The following is a 21,277-nucleotide window of genomic DNA, read 5'->3' on the forward strand; positions in this document are numbered from 1 at the left end:
GCGCTCGACCGGCGCGGGCCACCGGCGGACGCGGCCGGACGGCGGCGGTCCTCTGCCCGGACCACCGGGCGGCCCCGCGTACGGCCGCCCCGTGCACGTCTTCCCCGTACGCGCCCCGCGGCGGAGCCCTTCAGGCTCCGCCGCGGGTGCGTGCGGGGTCCGGCCTCTTTTGACAGGCACAAACATGGGATGTTCCCATGACTCGGAGAACGCGGTGGTCCGGAAGGCGGTCCGCCGTCCCGGTCCGAGGAGAGGACGCGCGCCGATGCCGCTGCGCAACACCGCCCGTACCAGCCTGGTCGGCCTCGTCATCGAGCAGTTGGAGGCGCTGATCGCGGGCGGTGAGTGGCCGGTGGGGACGAAGATCCCGCCGGAGCCCGCGCTCGTCGAGCAGTTGGACGTGGGGCGCAACACCGTCCGCGAGGCGGTCCGCGCGCTGGTCCACACCGGGCTGCTGGAGGCCCGGCAGGGCGACGGCACCTACGTCCGCGCCCGCAGCGACTTCGGCGCCGCGGTGCAGCGCCGGCTGCGCCGCGCGGAGAGCCTGGAGGCGTACGAGGTCCGCGCCGCGCTGGAGCGGGACGCCGCGCGCCACGCGGCCGTGCGGCGCACCCCGGAGGATCTGGCGGCGCTGCGCGAGGTGCTGGCCGAGCGGGTGCGGACCTGGGAGTCGGGTGACACCGACGCGTTCGTGGCGGCCGACGTCCGCTTCCACCAACTGATCGCGCAGGCCGCGCACAACGGGGTGCTGGCGGATCTGTACACGCACCTCAGCGACGCGCTGCGGGCCACCCTGCACGCGGTGCTCGCCGCGCACGTACCGGACGCGGTCCACCACCAGCTCGACGGGCACACCGCGATCGTCGACGCCATCGAGGCGGGCGACGCGGACGCCGCCGAGCGCGCCGTCCTGGCGCATCTGACCGAAGCGAGGGACGCCCTGCGCGGGGACACGGGCGACGGCGCCCGGACCGCCGGGCGTCCGCACACCACCGGAGACCACCGTGCCTGACCCCGGATCCGCCGTCGCGGACGGCCCGATATCCACCGCGCCGCCGCGCCCCGCCGCCCCGCAGGCGCCGCCCGTACCGACCGGGCGGCGCGCCCTGTACCTCGGGTTCGGCGTCGTCCTGCTGGCGCTCAATCTGCGGCCCGCTCTGGTCGCGGTCTCCCCGCTGGCCGGGACGATCCGGGACGACAGCGGGATGTCGGCGGCGGCGACCAGTCTGCTGACCGCGCTGCCGCTGCTCTGCTTCGGGCTGCTGGCGCCGATCGCGCCGCGGCTGGGCCGGCGCCTGGGCACGGAGCGGTCGCTGCTCGGCACGATGGCGCTGATCGGCGCCGGAACCGCGCTGCGGCTGGTGGACTCGGTGGTGGCGCTGTTCGCCGGGACGGTGGTGATCGGCGCCGGGATCGCGGTCGCCAACGTCCTGCTGCCCGGCCTGATCAAGCGGGACTTCCCGGCCCGCGCCGGGCTGATGACCGGCCTGTACTCGATGTCGCTGTTCGGCGGCGCGGCGCTGGCCGCCGGGGTGACCGTCCCGGTGCAGCGGGCCGCCGGGCTGAGCTGGCAGGCGACGCTGGCGTGCTGGGGCGGCCTGGCGGTGGTGGCGCTGGTGTGCTGGCTGCCGCAGACCGGCGCCCGTACCCGGCCCTCCGCAGGTGCGGCGGGCGCGGCGGCGCACCCGGTGCGCGGCCTGTGGCGCTCCCCGCTGGCCTGGCAGGTCACCGGCTACATGGGGCTGCAGTCGCTGAGCTACTACGCGGCCGCCGCCTGGCTGCCGACGGTGCTCGAGGACGCCGGGATGGCGGCGGGCGACGCCGGGTGGATGCTCTCGTACTCGTCGCTGCTGGGCATCGCGGGCTCGTTCCTCGCCCCGGTGGTCGTGGGGCGGCGGCTGCGCGCCGGGACGCTCGCCGCGGTGAGCGCGGTGCTGTGCGCGGCGGCGTTCGCCGGGCTGCTGGCGGCGCCGGTGGGCGGGGCGTACGTCTGGATGACGCTGCTGGGGCTGGGGCAGGGCGGGGCGATCAGCCTGGCGCTGCTGTTCATCGTGGAGCGGGCGCCGGACGCCCGGCACACCGCCCAGCTCTCCAGCATGGCGCAGTGCTTCGGCTACATCCTGGCGGCGACCGGTCCGGCGGTGCTGGGCGCGGTGCACGACACGACGGGGGGTTGGACGGTGCCGCTGGCGGTGCTGCTGGTGCTGCTGGTGCCGCAGATCGCGGTGGGCTTCGGGGCGGCGCGCCCGCGCCACGTCGCCGGACGCTAGCGCGCCGGGTACGTTCCTCCGGCGTTCCGGGGCCCTTTCTCCGGGGAGGGCCCCGGTCCGTCACAGCCAGCCGTTGCGTTTGAAGCCGCGGTGCATCAGCCAGCACAGGGCCAGGGTGATGGCCATGATCAGCGGGTAGCCGAACGTCCAGTCCCTCTCCGGCATGTAGGTGAAGTTCATGCCGTAGACGCCGCAGACCATGGTCGGGACGGCGAGGATCGCGACCCAGGCGCTGATCCGGCGCATCCCCTCGTTCTGCGCGACGGTGACCTGCGCGAGGTGCGCCTGGAGTATGGAGTTGAGGAGTTCGTCGAAGGACGTGATCTGCTCGACGACCCGTTCGAGGTGGTCGGTGACGTCCCGGAAGTACGTCCGCAGCCGGGCGTCGACGAACGGCGTCGGGCGGGTGACGAGTGTCTGGAGCGGCCGGTCGAGCGGGGCGACGGCGTGCTTCAGCTCCAGCAGCTCCCGCTTGAGCTGGTAGATCCGGCCGGCGCCGCCGCGTCCGCCGCTGACGGAGAAGACCTCGCTCTCCACGTCGTCGATGTCGTCCTGGATCTCGGCGGCGGCGTCGAGGTAGTCGTCCACCACGAGGTCGGCGATGGCGTGCAGCACCGCCGACGGGCCGATGGCCAGTTGCTCGGGGTCCTGCTCCAGTTGTTCGCGGACCGGGCCGAGGGAGCCGTGGCCGCCGTGCCGGACGGTGATGACGAAGTCGGCGCCGGTGAAGACCATGAGTTCGCCGGTCTCGATGACCTCGCTGGTGTCGGTGAGCTGCTCGTGCTCGACGTAGCGGACGGTCTTGAAGACGGTGAACAGCGAGCCGTCGTACCGCTCGATCTTCGGGCGCTGGTGGGCGAGGACGGCGTCCTCGACGGCGAGCGGGTGCAGCCCGAACAGTTCGGCGATGCCCGCGAACTCGGCCTCCCCGGGCTCGTGCAGCCCGATCCACACGAATCCCGTCCCGGAGCGGCGCACCCGGCGGATCGCCTCGTCGGCGGGGTGGTCGCCGGGCTGGCGGACACCGTTCTCGTAGATGGCGCAGTTGACGACGGCGGTGCCGAGCGGGGAGCGGGCGGGGTGGCTGAGGTCGACCCCGCGGGTGCGCGGCTGCGGCAGCCGGACGGCGCGGCGGAGGCTACGGATCATCGACACCGGGTCAGTATGGCGCCCCGGCCCGCCGGACGGCAGGGAGCGGGCGCCTCGGGCGGCGGTCCCGGGGCGCCGCGGACGGGGCCGCCACCCCGTGACGGAATACCCCTGGGGGGTATACAGTCGGAGAGGAAGGGACGCCGGTGTGGCGCCGCCGTCCCCACCCCCGGGAGCGCCCGCGTCCCCCGGTTCCGGTATCCCTGTGAGGAGTACGGCAATGACGGCACCGACCACCCCGGTCCTGCTCGGCGGCTACGCACTGATCCTGCTGGCCGTGCTCGCCGCCGGATTCGGCCTCGGCCGCACCGTCGGCGCCCCGGCGCCGCCCGCGCACCCCGCGCCGCACAGCGCCCCGCATACCCCCCACCCGTACCACGAGGAGCAGTCGTGATCACCGTGCCCGGAGAGCAGTACATCGAGCTGGAGATCGGCGGGATGACCTGCGCCTCGTGTGCGGCGCGCGTCGAGAAGAAGCTCAACCGCATGGACGGTGTCACCGCCTCGGTCAACTACGCCACCGAGAAGGCCCGCGTCCGCCTCGACGAGGGCAGCACGCTGGGGACCGCCGACCTCATCGCCACCGTCGAGAAGACCGGCTACACCGCCGTGGTCCCGGCGCCGCCCGAGCCGGAGCCGGACGACGAGGAGAGCGGCCCCGCGGACGACGGCCTGACCGCGCTGCGGCAGCGGCTGCTGACCGCGCTGGTGCTCTCCGTCCCGGTGATCCTCATGGCGATGGTCCCGGCCCTGCAGTTCACCAACTGGCAGTGGCTCTCGCTGACACTCGCCGCCCCGGTCGTCGTCTACGCCGCGTGGCCCTTCCACCGCGCCGCCTGGACCAACCTGCGGCACGGCGCGGCCACCATGGACACCCTCATCTCCATGGGCACGCTCGCCGCGTTCGGCTGGTCCCTGTGGGCGCTGTTCTTCGGTACGGCCGGGATGCCCGGCATGCGCCACCCCTTCGAACTGACCCTCACCCGCGGCGACGGCGGCGGTTCGATCTACCTGGAGGCCGCGGCCGGGGTCACCACCTTCATCCTGGCGGGCCGCTACTTCGAGGCCCGCGCCAAGCGGAAGGCCGGGGCCGCGCTGCGCGCCCTGATGGAGCTGGGCGCCAAGGACGTCGCGGTGCTGCGCGGCGGCCGGGAGATCCGTATCCCCACCGCCGAGCTGGCCGTCGGCGACCGCTTCGTCGTCCGCCCCGGCGAGAAGATCGCCACCGACGGCGAGGTCGTCGAGGGCTCGTCCGCCGTGGACGCCGCCCTGCTGACCGGGGAGTCCGTCCCCGTGGAGGTCGGGCCCGGCGACGGCGTCACCGGCGCCACGGTCAACGCCGGCGGCCGCCTCGTCGTCGAGGCGACCCGGGTCGGCGCCGACACCCAGCTCGCCCGGATGGCGCGGATGGTGGAGGAGGCGCAGAACGGCAAGGCCGCCGCCCAGCGGCTGGCCGACCGGATCTCCGCCGTCTTCGTCCCGGTCGTCATCGCCCTGGCCGTCGGCACCCTCGGCTACTGGCTCGGTACGGGTGCCGGGGCCACCGCCGCGTTCACCGCCGCCGTCGCGGTGCTGATCATCGCCTGCCCGTGCGCCCTGGGCCTGGCCACCCCGACCGCCCTGATGGTCGGCACCGGCCGCGGCGCCCAGCTCGGCATCCTGCTCAAGGGCCCGGAGGTGCTGGAGTCCACCCGCGCCGTCGACACCGTCGTCCTGGACAAGACCGGCACGGTCACCACCGGCGTGATGACGCTGTCCGGTGTCCACCTCGCCGACGGCACCGACCGGGCCACCGTCCTGCGGCTGGCCGGCGCGCTGGAGCACGCCTCCGAGCACCCGATCGCCCGCGCCGTCGCCACCGCCGCCGAGGAGGCGGCCTCCGGTGCGCTGCCGGCGCCGGGGAAGTTCGAGAACGTCCCCGGGCTCGGCGTACGCGGCGAGGTCGACGGCCACACCGTGCTGGTCGGCCGGGAGCGGTTGCTGGCCGAGGCCGGGCTGACGCTGCCCGAGCCGCTGGCGGCGGCGAAGCGGCGGGCCGAGGAGGCGGGCGCCACCGCCGTCGCGGTCGCCTGGGACGGCGCCGCCCGCGCGGTCCTGGTGATCGCCGACGCGGTGAAGCCGACCAGCGCCGAGGCGGTCCGCCGGCTGCGCGCGCTGGGTCTGACGCCGGTATTGCTGACCGGCGACAACCGCGCGGTCGCCGAGGCGGTCGCCGCCGAGGTCGGGATCGACGAGGTCATCGCCGAGGTGCTGCCGCAGGACAAGGTCGCCGTGGTGGAGCGGCTGCGCGCCGAGGGCCGTACGGTCGCGATGGTCGGCGACGGCGTCAACGACGCGGCGGCGCTGGCCACCGCCGATCTGGGCCTGGCCATGGGCACCGGCACCGACGCCGCCATCGAGGCCGGGGACCTGACCCTGGTCCGCGGCGATCTGCGGGCCGCGGCGGACGCCATCCGGCTGGCCCGCGCCACCCTCGGCACCATCCGCACCAACCTCTTCTGGGCCTTCGGCTACAACGTCGCCGCCCTGCCGCTGGCCGCCGCCGGCCTGCTCAACCCGATGATCGCGGGCGCCGCCATGGCCTTCTCCTCGGTCTTCGTCGTCGGCAACAGCCTCCGCCTGCGCCGCTTCCGCGCGACGGCGGAGTGACGGACACCGAGGAGGACGTACGGCGGCGGGGCCCCGGGCCGGGAAGGCCGGGGCCCCGCCGCCGTACGGACCGGGCGTACGGAATGCGGCCCGGTGCGCGTACCGGGTGGGGCGGCGTACGGGCCCCCGCACCCCGCCCGGCCTGCGGAGAACAGGGCATATCCGCCCCGCCCCGTACGTCCCCTCCAGCCGCGTCCCGCCCCTGTCGAACGCGTCTGCGGGGCCTGGCCCGGCAGGAGTCGGGTCCCTCCAGAGAAGACGGCGGAAGATTGGCGGTTCTCGCAAGGGACGCCCGGCCGCAGCGGGTCACACTTGTCGCACGACACCGCAGGTCCGGAGGGGATGACATGCCAGGTTCTCGCGTTCTCGCGGTCGGCCACTACCAGCCACCGGGCGTGCTCACCAACGATGATCTCGCCGCCATGGTGGAGACCGACGACGCCTGGATCCGCAGCCGCGTCGGCATCCGCACCCGGCACATCGCCGGACCGAACGAGAGCGTCGACGCGATGGCCTCCCAGGCGGCGGCGAAGGCCCTGGCAGCCGGCGGCATCCCGCCCGAGGACGTCGACCTCGTCCTCGTCGCCACCTGCACCGCGACCGGCCGCAGCCCCAACACCGCGGCCCGCGTCGCCGCCACGCTCGGCATGACGGCCCCCGCGACGATGGACATCAACGTCGTCTGCTCCGGCTTCACCCACGCCCTCGCCACCGCCGACCACGCCATCCGCGCCGGTTCCGCGCGGCGGGCGCTGGTCATCGGCGCCGAGAAGTTCACCGCCGTCGCCGACTGGACGGACCGTACGACCTGCGTCCTGGTCGGGGACGGCGCGGGCGCCGCCGTGGTCACCGCGTCCGAGGAGCCGAAGATCGGCCCGGTGCTGTGGGGTTCGGTCCCCGGCATGGGCCACGCGGTCCGCATCGAGGGCGAACCGGCCCGTTTCGCCCAGGAGGGGCAGACCGTCTACCGCTGGGCCACCACCCAGCTACCGGCCATCGCCCGCCAGGTCTGCGAACGCTCCGGCCTCAGCCCCGCCGACCTCGCCGGGGTCGTCCTCCACCAGGCCAACCTGCGGATGATCGAACCGATCGCCCGGAAGATCGGCGCGGTCAACGCCGTCGTCGCCCGGGACGTCGTCGACTCCGGCAACACCTCGGCCGCGTCGGTGCCGCTCGCCCTGTCCAAGCTGGTCGAACGGGGCGAGATCACCACCGGCGACCCGGTCCTCCTCTTCGCCTTCGGCGGCAACCTCTCCTACGCGGGCCAGATCATCCACTGCCCCTGACGCCGCGGACGCCGCCGCTCAGGGCACCTCACGCAGATACATCGCACCGCAGGAATGGCAGAACGGCTCGCCCTCGGGCGTGCCCCACAGATCGGCCGGCTGGGTGGCGGCGGACTCCGCCAGCATCCGGCCGCACATCGCCTTGATCCCGTCGAGGCGGACCATGTGCCAGATCTTGACCGGGGTGTCCTCCCCCGGTGTCACGCCGTCCTCGTACTCCGCGCGCATCTCGTGCTCCATGGCGCTGCACCTCCTACGCCCACGATGCGCCCGGAAGATCGCCGCCACAACGCGGCCTGAGCCGGGCGGGCGCACGGCGGGCCCGCCCGGGTGGCTCAGAACACCGACCAGCCGGTGAGCGTCGTGAAGTGGTCGAGCGCGGCGGCACCGGCGACGGAGTTGCCGCGCCGGTCCAGCCCCGGACTCCACACGGCCAGCGTGCAGCGGCCCGGTACGACGGCGAGGATGCCGCCGCCGACCCCGCTCTTGGCGGGCAGCCCCACCCGGTACGCGAACTCCCCCGCCGCGTCGTAGGTGCCGCAGGTCAGCATCACCGCGTTGATCCGTTTGGCCTCCCGCGCCTCCAGCAGCCGGGTGCCGTCGGCGCGCAGCCCGTGCCGGGCGAGGAAGCCGCCGGCGGTCGCCAGATCCCGGCAGCTCATCTCTATCGAGCACTGCCAGAAATAGTGCTCGATGACGCTGGGGACCGGATTCTCCAGATTGCCGAACGACGCCATGAAGTGCGCGAGCGCGGCGTTACGGTCCCCGTGCTCGGCCTCCGAACCGGCCACCGCCTGGTCGAACGCCAGCTCCTCGTTGCCGCTCTCCTCCCGCAGGAAGTGCAGCATCGTCGTACTGGCGTCACCGGTGAGGGTCTGGAGGCGGTCGGTGACGACGAGCGCACCGGCGTTGATGAACGGATTGCGCGGAATACCGTTCTCCCACTCCAGTTGCACCAGGGAGTTGAACGGCGTACCGGACGGCTCCCGGCCCACCCGCGACCAGATCTCCTCGTCATGGGCGTGCGCCATCACCAGCGCCAGCGAGAAGGTCTTCGAGATCGACTGCACGGAGAACGGCGTCTCCCAGTCGCCCGCCCCGTACACCGAGCCGTCGATGTCGACCAGCGCGATACCGAAACGGTCCGGGCTGACGCGTTCGAGCGCCGGAATGTAGTCGGCGACCGCGCCCTGCCCCGCGAACGGCCGCGCATAGGCCGCTACCTCATCAAGAACGGCCTGGTAGTCCATATCGGACACGCTAACCCGGCCGTTCCCGCGCCCGGCGGCGGGGCCCGGTTCACGGCACCGGCCACCGGGCGACGCCCCCACGGCGGCCCTTCGGCACCGCCCCCCGGGCCCGCCCGGCGGACCGCCCGATGGCCCGCCCGTCTCGCGTCCGCCGCCCGGGTGCCGGAGCCTGGCACGGGGAACCCGGCGGCCGGGCGGGCCGTTGATCCCGATGAGACCGAATCGTTCACAGGAGGCAATGATGGCAGGGTTTCTCGACCGCGCCAAGGAGCAGGCCCAGAGCGCCCTCGAACAGGGCAAGCAGAAGGTGGACGAGGTCCAGCAGCAGCGCGCGGGCAACGACCTCCTCAAGAAGCTCGGCGCCGCCTACTACGCCGAACGGCGCGGCAGCGGCACCCCCGAGGCCACCGGAAGCGCCCTGGCCGCACTGGAGGCCCACATCAGCGCCCACGGCGACGCGTTCTTGAGGGGATAGCTCCCGGGTGGCGGCGGACGGCCGCCGGGCGGAACGGCGGGCGGCCGGGGCCGTCGCGACCACGGGGCCGGGACGGCGGACCGCCCCGCGGCTCAGGCCCCGCACGCTCCGGCCCGCCCCTCACCCCCGCTCCTCCCGGTAGGCCGCCGCCTCCTCCAGATCGAGGCGGCGCAGCAGGGTGCGCAGCATCTCGTCGTCGATCCGGCGGGTGTCGCGCAGCCGGACGAAGACCCGGCGTTCGGCGTCGATCATCTCGCCGGCCAGCCGGCGGTACGTCTCGTCGGCGGATTCGCCGGTCGCCTCGTTGACCGTGCCCAGCCGCTCCCAGACGGCGTTGCGGCGGCGCTCCATGACGGTGCGCAGCCGGTCCGCCAAAGGCCCCGGCAGGGCATTGCGGTCATCGGCGAGGAGTTCGTCCAGGCGCGCCTCGGCGGCGCGCGACGCCTCGTTCTGCGCCTGCGCCTCGGCGAGGGTCTCGGTGCGCGCGTCCCGGCCGGGCAGTCTCAGCGCGCGGATCAGCGGCGGCAGCGTCAGCCCCTGGACGACGAGCGTGCCGATGACGGTGGTGAACGTCAGGAAGAGCACCAGGTTGCGGGCGGGGAACGGGCCGCCGTCGTGCACCGTCGCCGGGATGGAGAACGCGATGGCCAGCGACACCACACCGCGCATCCCGGCCCAGCCGACGATCAGCGGCGCCGCGACCGTCACGTCCGGCTCCCGCTCCCGGATACGGGCCGACAGCCGCGGCAGATACGTCGCCGGGAAGACCCACACGAACCGCGCCACCACCACCGCCACGAAGACCAGCGCCGCGTACCGCGCGGCCTGCGCGCCGCTGAACTCCCCCAGACCGCGCAGCACCACCGGCAGTTGGAGCCCGATCAGCGCGAAGACCGCGGACTCCAGCAGGAACGACACCATCCGCCACACCGCCGCCTCCTGGAGCCGGGTCCCGAAATCCACCTGCCAGGAGCGGTGCCCCAGGTAGAGGGCGACGACGACCACGGCGAGCACCCCGGACGCCCCGATCTGCTCGGCGGCGGCGTACGCCACGAACGGGATGAGCAGCGAGAGCGTGTTCTCCAGCAGCGGCGCGTCCCGCAGCCGGCGGCGCAGCCAGTGCAGCGGCACCATCAGGACGAGCCCGACGCCGATCCCGCCCAGGGAGGCGACGGCGAACTCCTCGGCCCCGCTCGCCCAGGTGGCGCCCACGCCGACCGCCGCGGCCAGGGCCACCTTGTAGGCGGTGATGGCGGTGGCGTCGTTCACCAGCGACTCGCCCTGGAGGATGGTGGTGATCCGGCCGGGCAGCCCCAGGCGCCGGGCGATGGCTGTCGCCGCGACGGCGTCGGGCGGCGCGACCACCGCCCCCAGGACGAGCGCGGCGGGCAGCGGCAGATCCGGCACGGCCAGGTGGGCGAGGAGCCCGACGGCGAGCGTGGCGAAGAGGACGTACCCCACGGAGAGCAGCGCCACCGGCCGCCAGTTGGCCCGCAGGTCCAGGTAGGAGCTCTCCAGCGCCGCGGTGTGCAGCAGCGGCGGCAGCACCAGCGGCAGCACGATGTGCGGGTCGAGCGTGTAGTCCGGCACCCCGGGGACGTACGCCGCGACGAGCCCGACCGCGACCAGCAGCAGCGGCGCCGAGACGGGCGTACGCCGGGCGAGCGCGGCGACCGCGGCGCTCCCGGCGATCAGCAACAGCAGCGGCATGACGTCCATCGGCCCGTCCCGTCCGTCCCCGGCGCGGCCCGTGTGCGGCGCCGCCGTCCCCGCGCCCCGGGGCCGGCGCTCCCCAGGTCGTAACCTGGCCATCATGAGCGAGTGTGTGCACGTCCGTGATCTGCCACGCGCCGAACCCGTCCCGCTGACCGGCACCTGCCCGGAGTGCCTGGAGGTGGGCAGCCACCCCGTCCAGTTGCGGCTCTGCCTGGTCTGCGGCCACGTCGGCTGCTGCGACTCCTCACCCTTCCGCCACGCCACGGCGCACTACGAGCAGACCGGCCACCCGGTGATGCGCTCCTTCGAGCCGGGCGAATCCTGGCGCTGGTGCTTCACCGACCAGCTCCTGGTCTGAAGGACGGCGACGGGGCGGCCCCCGGCCGGGAACGCGCGGGGCCCGGCCGCGCGGCGGTACGGCCCGGGGCGGCTCCGGCCCGGCCGCGCGGCGCCCGCCCCGGGCCGTCCGCCCCACCGGCCTCCCTGCCGGCCTGTCACCGGCGCGGTTTAGCCTGACGGCATGATCCGCGAAGCAGCCGTCGCCGACGTCCCCGTCATCCTGGCCATGATCGGCGAACTCGCCGCGTACGAGCGCGCCCCCGAGGCCGCGCGGGCGACGCGGGCGCAGCTCACCGAGGCGCTCTTCGGCCCGCAGCCCGCGGCCTTCGCACTGATCGCGGAGGCGGACGGCGAGCCGGTGGGCTTTGCCCTGTGGTTCCGCAACTTCTCGACGTGGACGGGCACGCACGGTGTCTATCTGGAGGACCTCTACGTCCGCCCCGAGGCGCGCGGCGCGGGCCACGGCAAGGCGCTGCTGGCGGCGCTCGCGGAGATCTGCGTCGCCCGCGGCTACGAGCGTTTCGAATGGTCCGTCCTGGATTGGAACGAACCGTCCATCGGCTTTTACCGGTCGATCGGCGCGCGGCCCATGGACGGATGGTCCGTCTTCCGGCTCACTGGAGAGGCACTGCACGACCTCGCGGACACCGCGCGGGTCAACGGAGCGTCACCGTCGAGGATTTGACGCCCCCAACCCCTAGCCACTGTGCGTACGCATGTGTTTACAATGAGTGACGACAACGGTTCCGGGGCCTCCCGGATCCGTTCGCATTCCGGACGAGCGCCCTGCTCCTTCCGGGCGACACCGGCCCGCGGATCGCGGTAGCGTCACAGCCGAACCATGTGCTGCGCCGCGCCACCACCGCATCCCGCGGGATCGACCGGCGGACCGCCCGGAGCGGCACAGCGGCCGCACACATCAGCTCAACTCGTATCAGCTCAATCCAGCTTGTGCCACCTTGGAGGTGAGGGTGTCCCAGATCGCAGGCGAGCCCGGGACCCAGGACTTCGTGGAAGTCCGGCTGCCCGCTGCGGGTGCCTACCTTTCCGTGCTGCGGACGGCCACCGCCGGTCTCGCAGCCCGCTTGGACTTCACCCTCGACGAGATCGAGGACCTGCGCATCGCGGTGGACGAGGCGTGCGCGATCCTGCTCCAGCAGGCCGTCCCCGGCTCCGTGCTGAGCTGCGTCTTCCGTCTCATCGACGACGCGTTGCAGGTGACCGTCTCGGCGCCGACCACCGACGGCCGCGCACCCGAGCGCGACACCTTCGCCTGGACGGTGCTCTCCGCACTGGCCGGCAAGGTCGACTCCGCCGTCGCCGAGGACCGTACGGTCACCATCAGCCTCTACAAGGAGCGCGGCGCCGGTCCCGGACCGTCATGACCGAACAGGGGGCCCCGTGAAAGATCTCGAACGCGGCGCGGGGATCGCGCCGGGTGCGACCATCCCGGACCAGCAGGCCCGGCCGCACCCGACGGGCGCGGACGACCCCGGCAGCCGGCCGGACGCAGCGGAGCAGGCAGAGCGGGCGGACCACATGGACGACAGCGAGCAGCAGGACGGGCAGGCACAGCACACGCCACGCCCGCCCCAGGAGACCCCGGAGCCCGCCGCTCCGGAGCCCCCGCACGCCCACGACCCGGCACACGCCCACGACCCGCACGACCGCAGCGGTGCCCGGGCGATGTTCCACGAGCTGCGCGAACTCCCCGACGGCTCCCCGGAGCGCGCGGAGCTGCGCAACACCCTGGTGCAGATGCACCTCCCGCTGGTCGAGCACCTGGCCCGCAGATTCCGCAACCGCGGCGAGCCCCTGGACGACCTCACCCAGGTCGCGACCATCGGCCTGATCAAGTCCGTCGACCGCTTCGACCCGGACCGCGGGGTGGAGTTCTCGACGTACGCCACACCCACCGTCGTCGGCGAGATCAAGCGCCACTTCCGGGACAAGGGCTGGGCGGTCCGGGTACCGCGCCGCCTCCAGGAACTGCGACTGTCGCTGACGACGGCCACCGCCGAGCTGTCCCAGCGCCACGGCCGGGCGCCGACCGTCCACGAGCTGGCGGAGCATCTGGGGCTCTCCGAGGAGGAGGTCCTGGAGGGCCTGGAATCGGCGAACGCCTACTCCACGCTCTCCCTCGACGTCCCCGACACCGACGACGAGTCCCCCGCGGTGGCCGACACCCTCGGCGCGGAGGACGAGGCGCTGGAGGGCGTCGAGTACCGCGAATCCCTCAAGCCGCTGCTGGAGGATCTGCCGCCGCGCGAGAAGAAGATCCTGCTGCTGCGGTTCTTCGGCAACATGACCCAGTCGCAGATCGCCCAGGAGGTCGGCATCTCGCAGATGCACGTCTCCCGGCTGCTGGCCCGCACCCTGGCCCAGCTACGCGACCGTCTCCTCGTCGAGGAGTGAGCGTCCGGTGACGCACGGAGGGGGCGGGTCCGCACGGACCCGCCCCCTCCGCCGTTCCGGCCGTCACTCCCGAGGGCTGATCCCGAGTGCCACGGTGGCCGTCGGGTTGACCAGCAGCCCCAGGACGACGAACGCCACGACCGCCAGCCCGGCGCCCGCGGCGATCAGCGCACCGCCGCCGTTGATCAGCGTCCAGGCGACCGGCAGCGCCACGATCTGCGTCATCAGCGAAGGGCCACGGCTCCAGCGGCGCAGCAGCCACAGTCCACGAGCCGCGACCAGCGGCAGCACCGCCAGCGCGAGGACCGTCACCGCGCCGGTCACGGCCTGCCGCGGGCTGTCCGGCGAGCCGGTGACGCCCTCGATCAGCAGGGAGACGCCGAGGGCGGCCAGCGCGACGCCCTCGACGGCGGTGAGCACCGCGGCGGCGCTCAGCCGGGCCGGGCGCGGTCCGGCCGGCTCGGGGGCCGCGGGCGCGGCGGCGGCCTGGCGTGCGGACTTCTTCTGCTGCTTACTGCTCACCCCAGCAGGGTAGCGCCGGGCCCGCCCCGCCCCGGCCGCCCCCGGCCACCATGCCGCCCGGGCCGGCTCCGGCCCGGACACCCGCCTCACCCTCCGTACGGGCCCGCCACGCTCCGCCCCCGGGCGCCCCCTCCCGCGAACCGGCCACCACGCTCCGTCACCCGTACCGCCCGGACGCCCGCCCCACCGGCGGCGCGCGGCCTCCCGACCGCGCCCCTCCAGGAGGAGGTGCGTCGCCGGACCGGTACCACCGGGTAGGTACGCTGGCGGTCATGCGCGCGCTTCTCGTGGTCAATCCCGCTGCCACCACCACCAGTGCCCGCACCCGTGACGTACTGGCCCACGCGCTCGCCAGCGATCTGGATCTGACGGTCGCCGAGACCCGGTACCGCGGCCACGCCCGCGATCTCGCCCGGCACGCCGCCGAGGACGGCCGGACCGAGCTGGTGGTGGCGCTCGGCGGCGACGGCACCGTCAACGAGGTCGTCAACGGCCTGCTGACCCATGGCCCCGATCCGGAGTCCCATCCCCGCCTGGCCGTGGTGCCCGGCGGCTCCACCAACGTCTTCGCCCGCGCGCTCGGCCTGCCGAACGACGTCGTGGAGGCGACCGGCGCACTGCTGGACGCGCTCCGGGACGGCAGCGAACGGACGGTCGGCCTGGGACACGCGGCGGGCACCCGCGGCAGTGAGGACGAGGGCGCCCCGGGCCGCTGGTTCACCTTCTGCGCCGGATTCGGCTTCGACGCCGGCGTGGTCGGCCGCGTCGAACAGCAGCGCGAGCGCGGCAAGCGTTCGACCCACAGCCTCTACGTCCGTCAGGTCGTCCGGCAGTTCCTGGGCGACCAGAACCGCCGGGAGGGCGCCATCACCCTGGAGCGCCCGGCCCCCGGCGGCGGCGCCCCGGAGATCACCGACGGCCTGGTGATGTCGATAATCTGCAACACCTCTCCCTGGAGCTACCTGGGCAATCGCCCGCTCTACCCGCTCCCGGAGGCCTCGTTCGACACCGCACTGGACGTCTTCGCCCTGAGCCGCCTCTCCCCCGCCGCCGTGACGCGTTACGCGACCCAGTTGCTGGCCTCCACACCGGAGCGCGGACCCCACGGCAAGCACGCACTGTCACTCCACGACCTGACGGCCTTCACCTTGCATTCACAGGTCCCACTGCCCTTTCAGATGGACGGTGACCACCTCGGACTGCGCACGAGTGTGACGTTCACAGGCGTACGCCGTGCACTGCGTGTGATTGTGTGAGCAGTAGGGCCTAAAGTCCTTTCACTCGAACGTTTAGGCTGACTTCCACCCCCTAGAAGTACGGCTGTGACCTAGCTGACACCGAGGAATCAAAAAAAAGTTTCCGGTAGGGGTTGTATCCGTCGCCGAGGTTTGCGAGTCTCTTCATGGCGATCGGGACGGCCGCTTCACCGGCCCCCTTGAGAGCCCGAATCCCCTCCTCAATCCACAGGACCGCACCAGTTTGTCGACTGGCATTCGGCCCTTCCCCTGCGGAGGGATTCGTGAAAGCGTTCACATTCACAAGCAACGTTCCCGTTATACGAGGAGATGGAGCAGCCATGGACTGGCGTCACCGCGCCGTTTGCCGCGAAGAAGACCCCGAGCTCTTCTTCCCCATCGGCAACACCGGTCCTGCGCTCCTGCAGATCGAGGAAGCCAAGGCCGTCTGCCGCCGCTGCCCCGTCATGGAGCAGTGCCTGCAGTGGGCGCTCGAGTCCGGCCAGGACTCCGGCGTCTGGGGTGGTCTGAGTGAGGACGAGCGCCGCGCGATGAAGCGCCGTGCAGCTCGCAACCGGGCGCGCAACGCCAGCGCCTGACACAGACTCCCCGTGGCCCCCGAGCCGCAGCGCGCAGTACCCCCGATGCGCAGAGCAACGTGAGCTTTGAGCCCCGGACCATCCAATGGTCCGGGGCTTACTGCTGTGCGGACCGCTGCCGTACGGGCCGACCGCCGCGCCGCTCCCCCGGTGGCCGCGGCGGCCGGCCGGGTCAGCTCTTCTCGGGCCGGACCGGTACGTCGAGGAGTACCTGCGTACCGCCCTCGGCGCCGCGGACCATGTCGAACGCGCCGCCCAACTCCCCCTCGACCAGGGTCCGTACGATCTGGAGCCCCAGGTTTCCGGCGCTGTGCGGGTCGAAGCCCTCGGGCAGCCCGCGGCCGTTGTCCTGGACGGTGACCAGCAGCCTCGGCTCGGTGCGGCTGCCGCCGCGTACCGCGCCCACCTCGACCGCGCCCGATTCGCCCTCGTCGAAGGCGTGTTCCAGGGCGTTCTGAAGGATCTCGGTCAGCACCATGGAGAGCGGGGTGGCGACCTCGGCGTCGAGGATGCCGAAACGGCCGGTGCGGCGGGTGGTGACCTTGCCGGGGGAGATCTCGGCGACCATCGCGAGGACCCGGTCGGCGATCTCGTCGAACTGGACGCGTTCGTCGAGGTTCTGGGAGAGCGTCTCGTGGACGATGGCGATCGAGCCGACCCGGCGCACCGCCTCGTCCAGCGCCTCGCGGCCCTTGGCGGAGTCCATCCGGCGGGATTGCAGGCGGAGCAGGGCGGCGACGGTCTGGAGGTTGTTCTTCACCCGGTGGTGGATCTCCCGGATGGTGGCGTCCTTGGTGATCAATTCCCGTTCGCGGCGGCGCAGTTCGGTGACGTCGCGGAGCAGGACCAGCGAGCCGCTGTGGGTGCCCTTGGGCTTGAGCGGGATCGCCCGGAGCTGGATGACGCCTTCGTCGCCCTCGACCTCGAACTCCCGGGGCGCCCAGCCGCTGGCCAGTTTGACCAGCGCTTCGTCCACCGGGCCACGGGCGGGCGCCAGTTCGGCGGTGGTGCGGCCGAGGTGGTGGCCGACCAGGTCGGCGGCGAGGCCGAGGCGGTGGTAGGCGGAGAGGGCGTTGGGGCTGGCGTACTGGACGACGCCGTCCGCGTCGAGCCTGATCAGGCCGTCGCCGGCGCGGGGTGAGGCGTCCATGTCGACCTGCTGGCCGGGGAAGGGAAACGTTCCGGCGGCGATCATCTGGGCGAGGTCGGAGGCGCTCTGGAGGTAGGTCAGCTCCAGGCGGCTCGGGGTGCGGACGGTGAGGAGGTTGGTGTTGCGGGCGATCACGCCGAGTACCCGGCCCTCGCGGCGGACCGGGATGGACTCGACGCGGACCGGCACCTCCTCGCGCCACTCCGGGTCGCCCTCACGGACGATCCGCCCCTCGTCCAGCGCGGAGTCCAGCATCGGGCGGCGACCGCGCGGGACGAGATGGCCGACCATGTCGTCCTGGTAGGAGGTGGGCCCGGTGTTCGGCCGCATCTGGGCGACCGAGACGTAGCGGGTCCCGTCGAGGGTGGGGACCCACAGCACCAGGTCGGCGAAGGACAGATCGGACAGTAGCTGCCATTCCGAGACGAGCAGGTGCAGCCATTCGAGGTCGGAGTCGCTCAGAGCGGTGTGCTGGCGTACGAGATCGTTCATGGAGGGCACGTCTGCGAGCCTACCGGCGTACGGTGTCCCTGTTCTTCCCGTGTTCTCCGTACGGAGGGCTTCCCGTGGGGCGGTCGTGCCGTACGGGGGGCGGCGCGGATCTTTCGCGCCGCATGGGCATGGACAGATCAGAATGGTCTAGTCCACAATGTTTGCACTACAGACCTCCGCCCTCCCCGCACAGGGGGGCGGATCGAGACCGGCGCGTTCTCTGCCCTGACTACGCGGCGGTCTCCGATCGACCGGTTCCCGGACGGGAGCCGCCCCTACCGCACTCGGGGTGTCCCACCGTCCACGGAGCCGGCCGATGTAGCTCCGGGCTGCGGTGCCGGACAGGTTGAGGGTCCTGTCCCGGCGCCGCGGCCCGCGGGTGTTTCCGGGGCCGGATCCGGTGGGCGGCCTCCCGGGCCCGGCCCCTTCCGTGGCCGGATCCCGCGTTGATCTCCCGTTGACCGCCATTTGATGCGCCGCGCCCATGCTGGAGGCGCGTCGCCACGCGACCGCCCTCCCCGCTCGGCCGCCCGCTCGCTTCCCCCCGGGTGGCCGCCCGGGTGCGCCGCCGGATCCGCCCGCCCCCTGTCGGGCCGGGTCCGGCGGCACACTCCTTTTCCGGGCGCGGCCCGCCCTTTCCGCCGCCGTCCGGCGCATCCATTTCCCCTTTCCCGTAAGGGAATTACGGAATTCCGTGCGGCAAAGGCCGGGCGGTGGAAATGCGGAGTGTCCGGGGATGGATACGGAGGGTGGAATAAGGGGAGGGCAGGGAATTCGACGCCGCGGGGAAAGGCCGGGGGAACGGAGGGTGACGGTTTTCCGTGGGCCCGGCCCGGACGTACCCCCTCTGATAGATTGGTCTATACCACCAGAGTCCATCTTCAGAACGGCAGGCCACGCGTGGAAGTTGTCATCGTTCCGGACGCCCCCGCAGGCGGCAGGCTCATCGCCGACGCCGTCGCCGCCCTGGTGCGCCGCAAGCCCGACGCGCTGCTCGGCGTCGCCACCGGCTCGACCCCGCTGCCCATCTACGAAGCGCTCGCCGCGCAGGTCGCGTCCGGCGCGGTGGACGCCTCGCGGGTGCGCGTCTGCCAGCTCGACGAGTACGTGGGGCTGCCCGCCGGGCACCCCGAGTCGTACCGTTCGGTGGTGCTGCGCGAGGTCGTCGAACCGCTCGGGATCGGCAAAGGGTCCTTCATGGGCCCGGACGGCTCCGCCGACGACATCCCGGCGGCCTGCGCGGCGTACGACGCGGCGCTGCGGGCGGCCGGCGGGGTGGACCTCCAGATCCTCGGGATCGGTACGGACGGGCACATCGGCTTCAACGAGCCGTGTTCCTCGCTCGCCTCGCGCACCCGGATCAAGACGCTGACGCGGCAGACCCGTGAGGACAACGCGCGGTTCTTCGACAGCCCCGACGAGGTGCCGCACCACGTCATCACCCAGGGCATCGGGACGATCCTGGAGGCGCGCCACCTGGTACTGCTGGCGACCGGCGCGGGCAAGGCGCACGCCGTGGCGCAGGCGGTCGAGGGCCCGGTCGCCGCGGTGGTGCCGGCGTCCGCGCTCCAGTTGCACCCGCACGCCACGGTCGTGGTGGACGAGGCGGCCGCGGCGGAGCTGAAGCTCGCGGACTACTTCCGGGCGACGTACGCGGCCAAGCCCGCGTGGCAGGGGCTGTAGAAAGCACCCCGACCCCGGACAGGTGACGGCCGGTGCGCTCCCCCCACGTGGGAGCGCACCGGCCGTCGGTCTGCGGGGCGGCGGTGTCAGCCGGCGGCCGTGTCCTCCGTCAGCGCCTCGGCGGCGGCGCGGGCGCAGACCCGGGCCGCGCCGTGAGTGGCGAGGTGGAGCGCGCCGCACGGGGCCGCCTGCGGGACGCCCATCTCGACGACGGCGGTGTCCGGGCGGGCGGCCACCAGGGCGGCGAGCGCCTCGGCCATCCAGGGGTGGCGGTGCGCGTCGCGGACGACGGCGACCACCCGGCGCCGCCCGGCCTCGGTGAGCAGCGCGGCGATCAGCCGGTCGGTGCCCTCGGCGGTGGCCCGTTCGGCGCCGTACGCGGTCGTGGTGGTGCCGGGCAGCAGCCGGGTCAGCTCGGCGGCGACGCCCCAGGGGGTCTCGTCGCCGACGGCGATGTTGGCGACGGGGGTGAACGCGGCGACGTGCACCGGCCCGGTGAGCGGGGTGAACGGCTCCCGCGCGGTGCGGCGCAGCGCCCGGCGGGCGGCGAGCAGGCCGGGCGCGGTGGCCTCCGGTTCGGGCCCGGTGGCCTCCTGTGCGGGCGTGGGCCTCTCCTGTGCGGGCGCGGTCATCTCCGCCGTGCCCGCTGCCGGGGGTGTCGCGGCCGAAGGGGCCGTGGCCGGAGCCGCTTCGTCCGGGATGGCCGGGGACGGGGACGTCGGGGACGGGGACGTCGGGGCCGGGGGCGTCGCGGCCGGGGGCGTCGCGGCCGGGGGCGTCGCGGCCGGGGGCGTCGCGGCCGGGGGCGTCGCGGCCGGGGACGTGGCGGCCGGGGAGGCCGTACCCGAGGCCGCCGCGCCCCGGGGCCCGGTGACGGGGCGGGCTGTGCCCGAGGCCGCCGCGCCCGGGTGCGCCGGAGCCGCGGCCGTGGCGCCCAGGGGCCCGGCAGCGGGGAGCGCCGGACCCAAGGCCGCCGGGCCCGTGGCCGTGGCGCCCGCTCCCCCGGCCTGCCGTACCCACCCCGCCAGCGCGCGGACGCGGGACGCGGCGTCGGCGAGGCGTTCCTCGGGCAGGTCGCCGTCGTGGACGGCGCGGACGAGGGCGTCGCGCAGGCGGAGGACGGTGGCCTCGTCGCAGAGGCCGCCGCCCACGCAGAGCGCGTCGGCGCCGGCGGCGAGCGCCAGGACGCTGCCGCGTTCGATGCCGTAGGCGGCGGATATGGCGCGCATCTCGATGCCGTCGGTGACGATCAGCCCTTCGAAGCCGAGGCCGCCGTCGGCCTCGGGCGCGCGCAGCAGACCGTGCAGGGCGGCCGGGCTGAGGGTCGCCGGGCGGGCCGGGTCCAGGGCGGGCAGCAGGATGTGCGCGCTCATGACGGCGCGGGTGCCGGCGGCGACGGCGGCGCGGAACGGCACCAGCTCGCGCTCGCGGAGCGTGGCGAGGTCCACGCCGACCCGCGGCATGTCGTGGTGCGAGTCGACGGCGGTGTCGCCGTGGCCGGGGAAGTGCTTGGTGCAGGCGGCGACGCCGGCGGACTGGAGGCCCTCGACGTAGGCGGCGGTGTGCCGGGCGACGAGCGCCGGGGTGTCGCCGAAGGAGCGGACGCCGATGACCGGGTTGTCCGGGTCGGAGTTGACGTCCGCGCAGGGCGCCCAGTTGAGGTTGATACCGCAGGCGGCGAGGCGGCGGCCCAGGTCGCGGGCGACGGCGCGGGTGAGTGCCGGGTCGTCGACGGCGCCGAGCGCGAGGTTGCCCGGGTAGGAGGAGCCGGTGCGGACCTCCAGGCGGGTGACGTCGCCGCCCTCCTCGTCGACGGCGACCAGGACGTCGTCGCGTACGGTGCGCAACCGGGCGGTGAGGGCGGCGAGCTGGTCCGGGCTGACGACGTTGCGGCCGAAGACGGCGACGGCGGCGAGGCCCTCGTCGAGGCGGCGCAGCACCCAGTCGGGCGGGGTGGTGCCGGTGAAGCCGGGCTGGAGGACGGCGAGGGCGTCGCGGGTGAGGGTGTCGGTGGCCGCGCGGGTCCGGGTGGCGCTCATGGGGTCCA

20 protein-coding genes are annotated in these 21,277 nt (G+C 73.8%); 13 read left to right on the forward strand and 7 right to left on the reverse strand.

Annotated features, from left to right (window positions below; translation table 11 throughout):
* The first annotated feature begins 265 nt into the window (after window positions 1–265).
* Window positions 266–1,012: a FadR/GntR family transcriptional regulator gene (locus tag ACGH2B_RS07550; RefSeq protein ID WP_399086000.1), complete on the forward strand. Its 747-nt coding sequence runs from the start codon at window positions 266–268 to the stop codon at window positions 1,010–1,012.
* Window positions 1,005–2,270 (forward strand): CynX/NimT family MFS transporter, encoded by a 1,266-nt coding sequence (locus ACGH2B_RS07555; protein ID WP_399086003.1) that lies wholly within the window; start codon window positions 1,005–1,007, stop codon window positions 2,268–2,270. The genes ACGH2B_RS07550 and ACGH2B_RS07555 overlap by 8 nt, the downstream gene beginning before the upstream one ends.
* Window positions 2,271–2,330: 60 nt before the next feature.
* Here the strand turns inward: ACGH2B_RS07555 and ACGH2B_RS07560 are convergent, their stop codons facing one another.
* Complete coding sequence (locus tag ACGH2B_RS07560) at window positions 2,331–3,419, reverse strand: magnesium and cobalt transport protein CorA (RefSeq protein WP_399096791.1); 1,089 nt, start codon at window positions 3,417–3,419, stop codon at window positions 2,331–2,333.
* A 220-nt stretch (window positions 3,420–3,639) separates the two neighbouring features.
* On the opposite strand from ACGH2B_RS07560, the gene ACGH2B_RS07565 reads away from it, so the two are divergent.
* From ACGH2B_RS07565 to ACGH2B_RS07575, 3 genes are all read left to right on the forward strand, one after another.
* Window positions 3,640–3,813 (forward strand): hypothetical protein, encoded by a 174-nt coding sequence (locus tag ACGH2B_RS07565; protein WP_399086006.1) that lies wholly within the window; start codon window positions 3,640–3,642, stop codon window positions 3,811–3,813.
* A complete protein-coding gene (locus ACGH2B_RS07570; RefSeq protein ID WP_399086009.1) occupies window positions 3,810–6,068 on the forward strand; it encodes a heavy metal translocating P-type ATPase in 2,259 nt (752 codons plus the stop codon). Before ACGH2B_RS07565 ends, ACGH2B_RS07570 begins: the two co-directional genes overlap by 4 nt.
* Window positions 6,069–6,415: 347 nt before the next feature.
* Entirely contained in the window at window positions 6,416–7,354 is a 939-nt protein-coding gene (locus tag ACGH2B_RS07575; protein ID WP_399086012.1) for a beta-ketoacyl-ACP synthase III, read from the forward strand.
* A gap of 18 nt (window positions 7,355–7,372) precedes the next feature.
* On the opposite strand, the gene ACGH2B_RS07580 is transcribed toward ACGH2B_RS07575, so the two are convergent.
* Window positions 7,373–7,594 (reverse strand): hypothetical protein, encoded by a 222-nt coding sequence (locus ACGH2B_RS07580; RefSeq protein ID WP_399086015.1) that lies wholly within the window; start codon window positions 7,592–7,594, stop codon window positions 7,373–7,375.
* 95 nt (window positions 7,595–7,689) lie between these two features.
* The gene (locus ACGH2B_RS07585; protein WP_399086018.1) at window positions 7,690–8,604 is read right to left on the reverse strand and encodes a glutaminase; all 915 of its coding nucleotides are present in this window, start codon (window positions 8,602–8,604) and stop codon (window positions 7,690–7,692) included.
* A gap of 241 nt (window positions 8,605–8,845) precedes the next feature.
* Between ACGH2B_RS07585 and ACGH2B_RS07590 the strand changes: the two genes are divergently transcribed.
* Window positions 8,846–9,079: a hypothetical protein gene (locus ACGH2B_RS07590; RefSeq protein ID WP_399086021.1), complete on the forward strand. Its 234-nt coding sequence runs from the start codon at window positions 8,846–8,848 to the stop codon at window positions 9,077–9,079.
* A 120-nt stretch (window positions 9,080–9,199) separates the two neighbouring features.
* Here the strand turns inward: ACGH2B_RS07590 and ACGH2B_RS07595 are convergent, their stop codons facing one another.
* Window positions 9,200–10,798: a Na+/H+ antiporter gene (locus ACGH2B_RS07595; protein ID WP_399086024.1), complete on the reverse strand. Its 1,599-nt coding sequence runs from the start codon at window positions 10,796–10,798 to the stop codon at window positions 9,200–9,202.
* A 94-nt stretch (window positions 10,799–10,892) separates the two neighbouring features.
* Between ACGH2B_RS07595 and ACGH2B_RS07600 the strand changes: the two genes are divergently transcribed.
* The 4 genes from ACGH2B_RS07600 (at window position 10,893) to ACGH2B_RS07615 (ending at window position 13,549) form a co-directional block, all read left to right on the forward strand.
* Entirely contained in the window at window positions 10,893–11,153 is a 261-nt protein-coding gene (locus ACGH2B_RS07600) for a UBP-type zinc finger domain-containing protein (RefSeq protein ID WP_399086027.1), read from the forward strand.
* Window positions 11,154–11,315: 162 nt separating this feature from the next.
* Window positions 11,316–11,819 carry a GNAT family N-acetyltransferase gene (locus ACGH2B_RS07605; protein ID WP_399086030.1) on the forward strand — a complete coding sequence of 168 codons (504 nt, stop codon included), beginning with the start codon at window positions 11,316–11,318 and terminating at the stop codon, window positions 11,817–11,819.
* A gap of 286 nt (window positions 11,820–12,105) precedes the next feature.
* Complete coding sequence (locus tag ACGH2B_RS07610; protein WP_143940718.1) at window positions 12,106–12,519, forward strand: anti-sigma regulatory factor; 414 nt, start codon at window positions 12,106–12,108, stop codon at window positions 12,517–12,519.
* Between the two features lie 16 nt (window positions 12,520–12,535).
* Window positions 12,536–13,549 (forward strand): RNA polymerase sigma factor SigF, encoded by a 1,014-nt coding sequence (locus ACGH2B_RS07615; RefSeq protein WP_399086034.1) that lies wholly within the window; start codon window positions 12,536–12,538, stop codon window positions 13,547–13,549.
* 63 nt (window positions 13,550–13,612) lie between these two features.
* Here the strand turns inward: ACGH2B_RS07615 and ACGH2B_RS07620 are convergent, their stop codons facing one another.
* Complete coding sequence (locus ACGH2B_RS07620; protein WP_399086037.1) at window positions 13,613–14,071, reverse strand: hypothetical protein; 459 nt, start codon at window positions 14,069–14,071, stop codon at window positions 13,613–13,615.
* Window positions 14,072–14,343: 272 nt separating this feature from the next.
* Between ACGH2B_RS07620 and ACGH2B_RS07625 the strand changes: the two genes are divergently transcribed.
* The gene (locus tag ACGH2B_RS07625) at window positions 14,344–15,327 is read left to right on the forward strand and encodes a diacylglycerol/lipid kinase family protein (RefSeq protein WP_399086040.1); all 984 of its coding nucleotides are present in this window, start codon (window positions 14,344–14,346) and stop codon (window positions 15,325–15,327) included.
* Window positions 15,328–15,647: 320 nt separating this feature from the next.
* On the forward strand, window positions 15,648–15,905 hold the full coding sequence (locus ACGH2B_RS07630) for a WhiB family transcriptional regulator (protein WP_003983230.1): 258 nt from the start codon (window positions 15,648–15,650) through the stop codon (window positions 15,903–15,905).
* Between the two features lie 172 nt (window positions 15,906–16,077).
* Here the strand turns inward: ACGH2B_RS07630 and ACGH2B_RS07635 are convergent, their stop codons facing one another.
* Entirely contained in the window at window positions 16,078–17,547 is a 1,470-nt protein-coding gene (locus ACGH2B_RS07635) for a sensor histidine kinase (protein ID WP_399096794.1), read from the reverse strand.
* Between the two features lie 900 nt (window positions 17,548–18,447).
* Between ACGH2B_RS07635 and nagB the strand changes: the two genes are divergently transcribed.
* Window positions 18,448–19,230: a glucosamine-6-phosphate deaminase gene (nagB, locus tag ACGH2B_RS07640; protein ID WP_399086043.1), complete on the forward strand. Its 783-nt coding sequence runs from the start codon at window positions 18,448–18,450 to the stop codon at window positions 19,228–19,230.
* 86 nt (window positions 19,231–19,316) lie between these two features.
* On the opposite strand, the gene ACGH2B_RS07645 is transcribed toward nagB, so the two are convergent.
* The gene (locus tag ACGH2B_RS07645) at window positions 19,317–21,269 is read right to left on the reverse strand and encodes a glycoside hydrolase family 3 protein (protein WP_399086046.1); all 1,953 of its coding nucleotides are present in this window, start codon (window positions 21,267–21,269) and stop codon (window positions 19,317–19,319) included.
* Window positions 21,270–21,277: the final 8 nt, after the last annotated feature.

Source organism: Streptomyces sp. BBFR2 (assembly GCF_044497305.1).
Taxonomy (GTDB): Bacteria; Actinomycetota; Actinomycetes; order Streptomycetales; family Streptomycetaceae; genus Streptomyces.

Coding starts and splice junctions, on each gene's coding strand:
- ACGH2B_RS07605 (WP_399086030.1), top strand. CDS start 11,316: ATGATCCGCGAAGCAGCCGTCGCCGACGTCCCCGTCATCCTGGCCATG.
- ACGH2B_RS07585 (WP_399086018.1), bottom strand. CDS start 8,604: ATGGACTACCAGGCCGTTCTTGATGAGGTAGCGGCCTATGCGCGGCCG.
- ACGH2B_RS07590 (WP_399086021.1), top strand. CDS start 8,846: ATGGCAGGGTTTCTCGACCGCGCCAAGGAGCAGGCCCAGAGCGCCCTC.
- ACGH2B_RS07580 (WP_399086015.1), bottom strand. CDS start 7,594: ATGGAGCACGAGATGCGCGCGGAGTACGAGGACGGCGTGACACCGGGG.
- ACGH2B_RS07625 (WP_399086040.1), top strand. CDS start 14,344: ATGCGCGCGCTTCTCGTGGTCAATCCCGCTGCCACCACCACCAGTGCC.
- ACGH2B_RS07595 (WP_399086024.1), bottom strand. CDS start 10,798: ATGGACGTCATGCCGCTGCTGTTGCTGATCGCCGGGAGCGCCGCGGTC.
- ACGH2B_RS07635 (WP_399096794.1), bottom strand. CDS start 17,547: ATGAACGATCTCGTACGCCAGCACACCGCTCTGAGCGACTCCGACCTC.
- ACGH2B_RS07600 (WP_399086027.1), top strand. CDS start 10,893: ATGAGCGAGTGTGTGCACGTCCGTGATCTGCCACGCGCCGAACCCGTC.
- ACGH2B_RS07630 (WP_003983230.1), top strand. CDS start 15,648: ATGGACTGGCGTCACCGCGCCGTTTGCCGCGAAGAAGACCCCGAGCTC.
- ACGH2B_RS07645 (WP_399086046.1), bottom strand. CDS start 21,269: ATGAGCGCCACCCGGACCCGCGCGGCCACCGACACCCTCACCCGCGAC.
- ACGH2B_RS07560 (WP_399096791.1), bottom strand. CDS start 3,419: ATGATCCGTAGCCTCCGCCGCGCCGTCCGGCTGCCGCAGCCGCGCACC.
- ACGH2B_RS07550 (WP_399086000.1), top strand. CDS start 266: ATGCCGCTGCGCAACACCGCCCGTACCAGCCTGGTCGGCCTCGTCATC.
- ACGH2B_RS07575 (WP_399086012.1), top strand. CDS start 6,416: ATGCCAGGTTCTCGCGTTCTCGCGGTCGGCCACTACCAGCCACCGGGC.
- ACGH2B_RS07565 (WP_399086006.1), top strand. CDS start 3,640: ATGACGGCACCGACCACCCCGGTCCTGCTCGGCGGCTACGCACTGATC.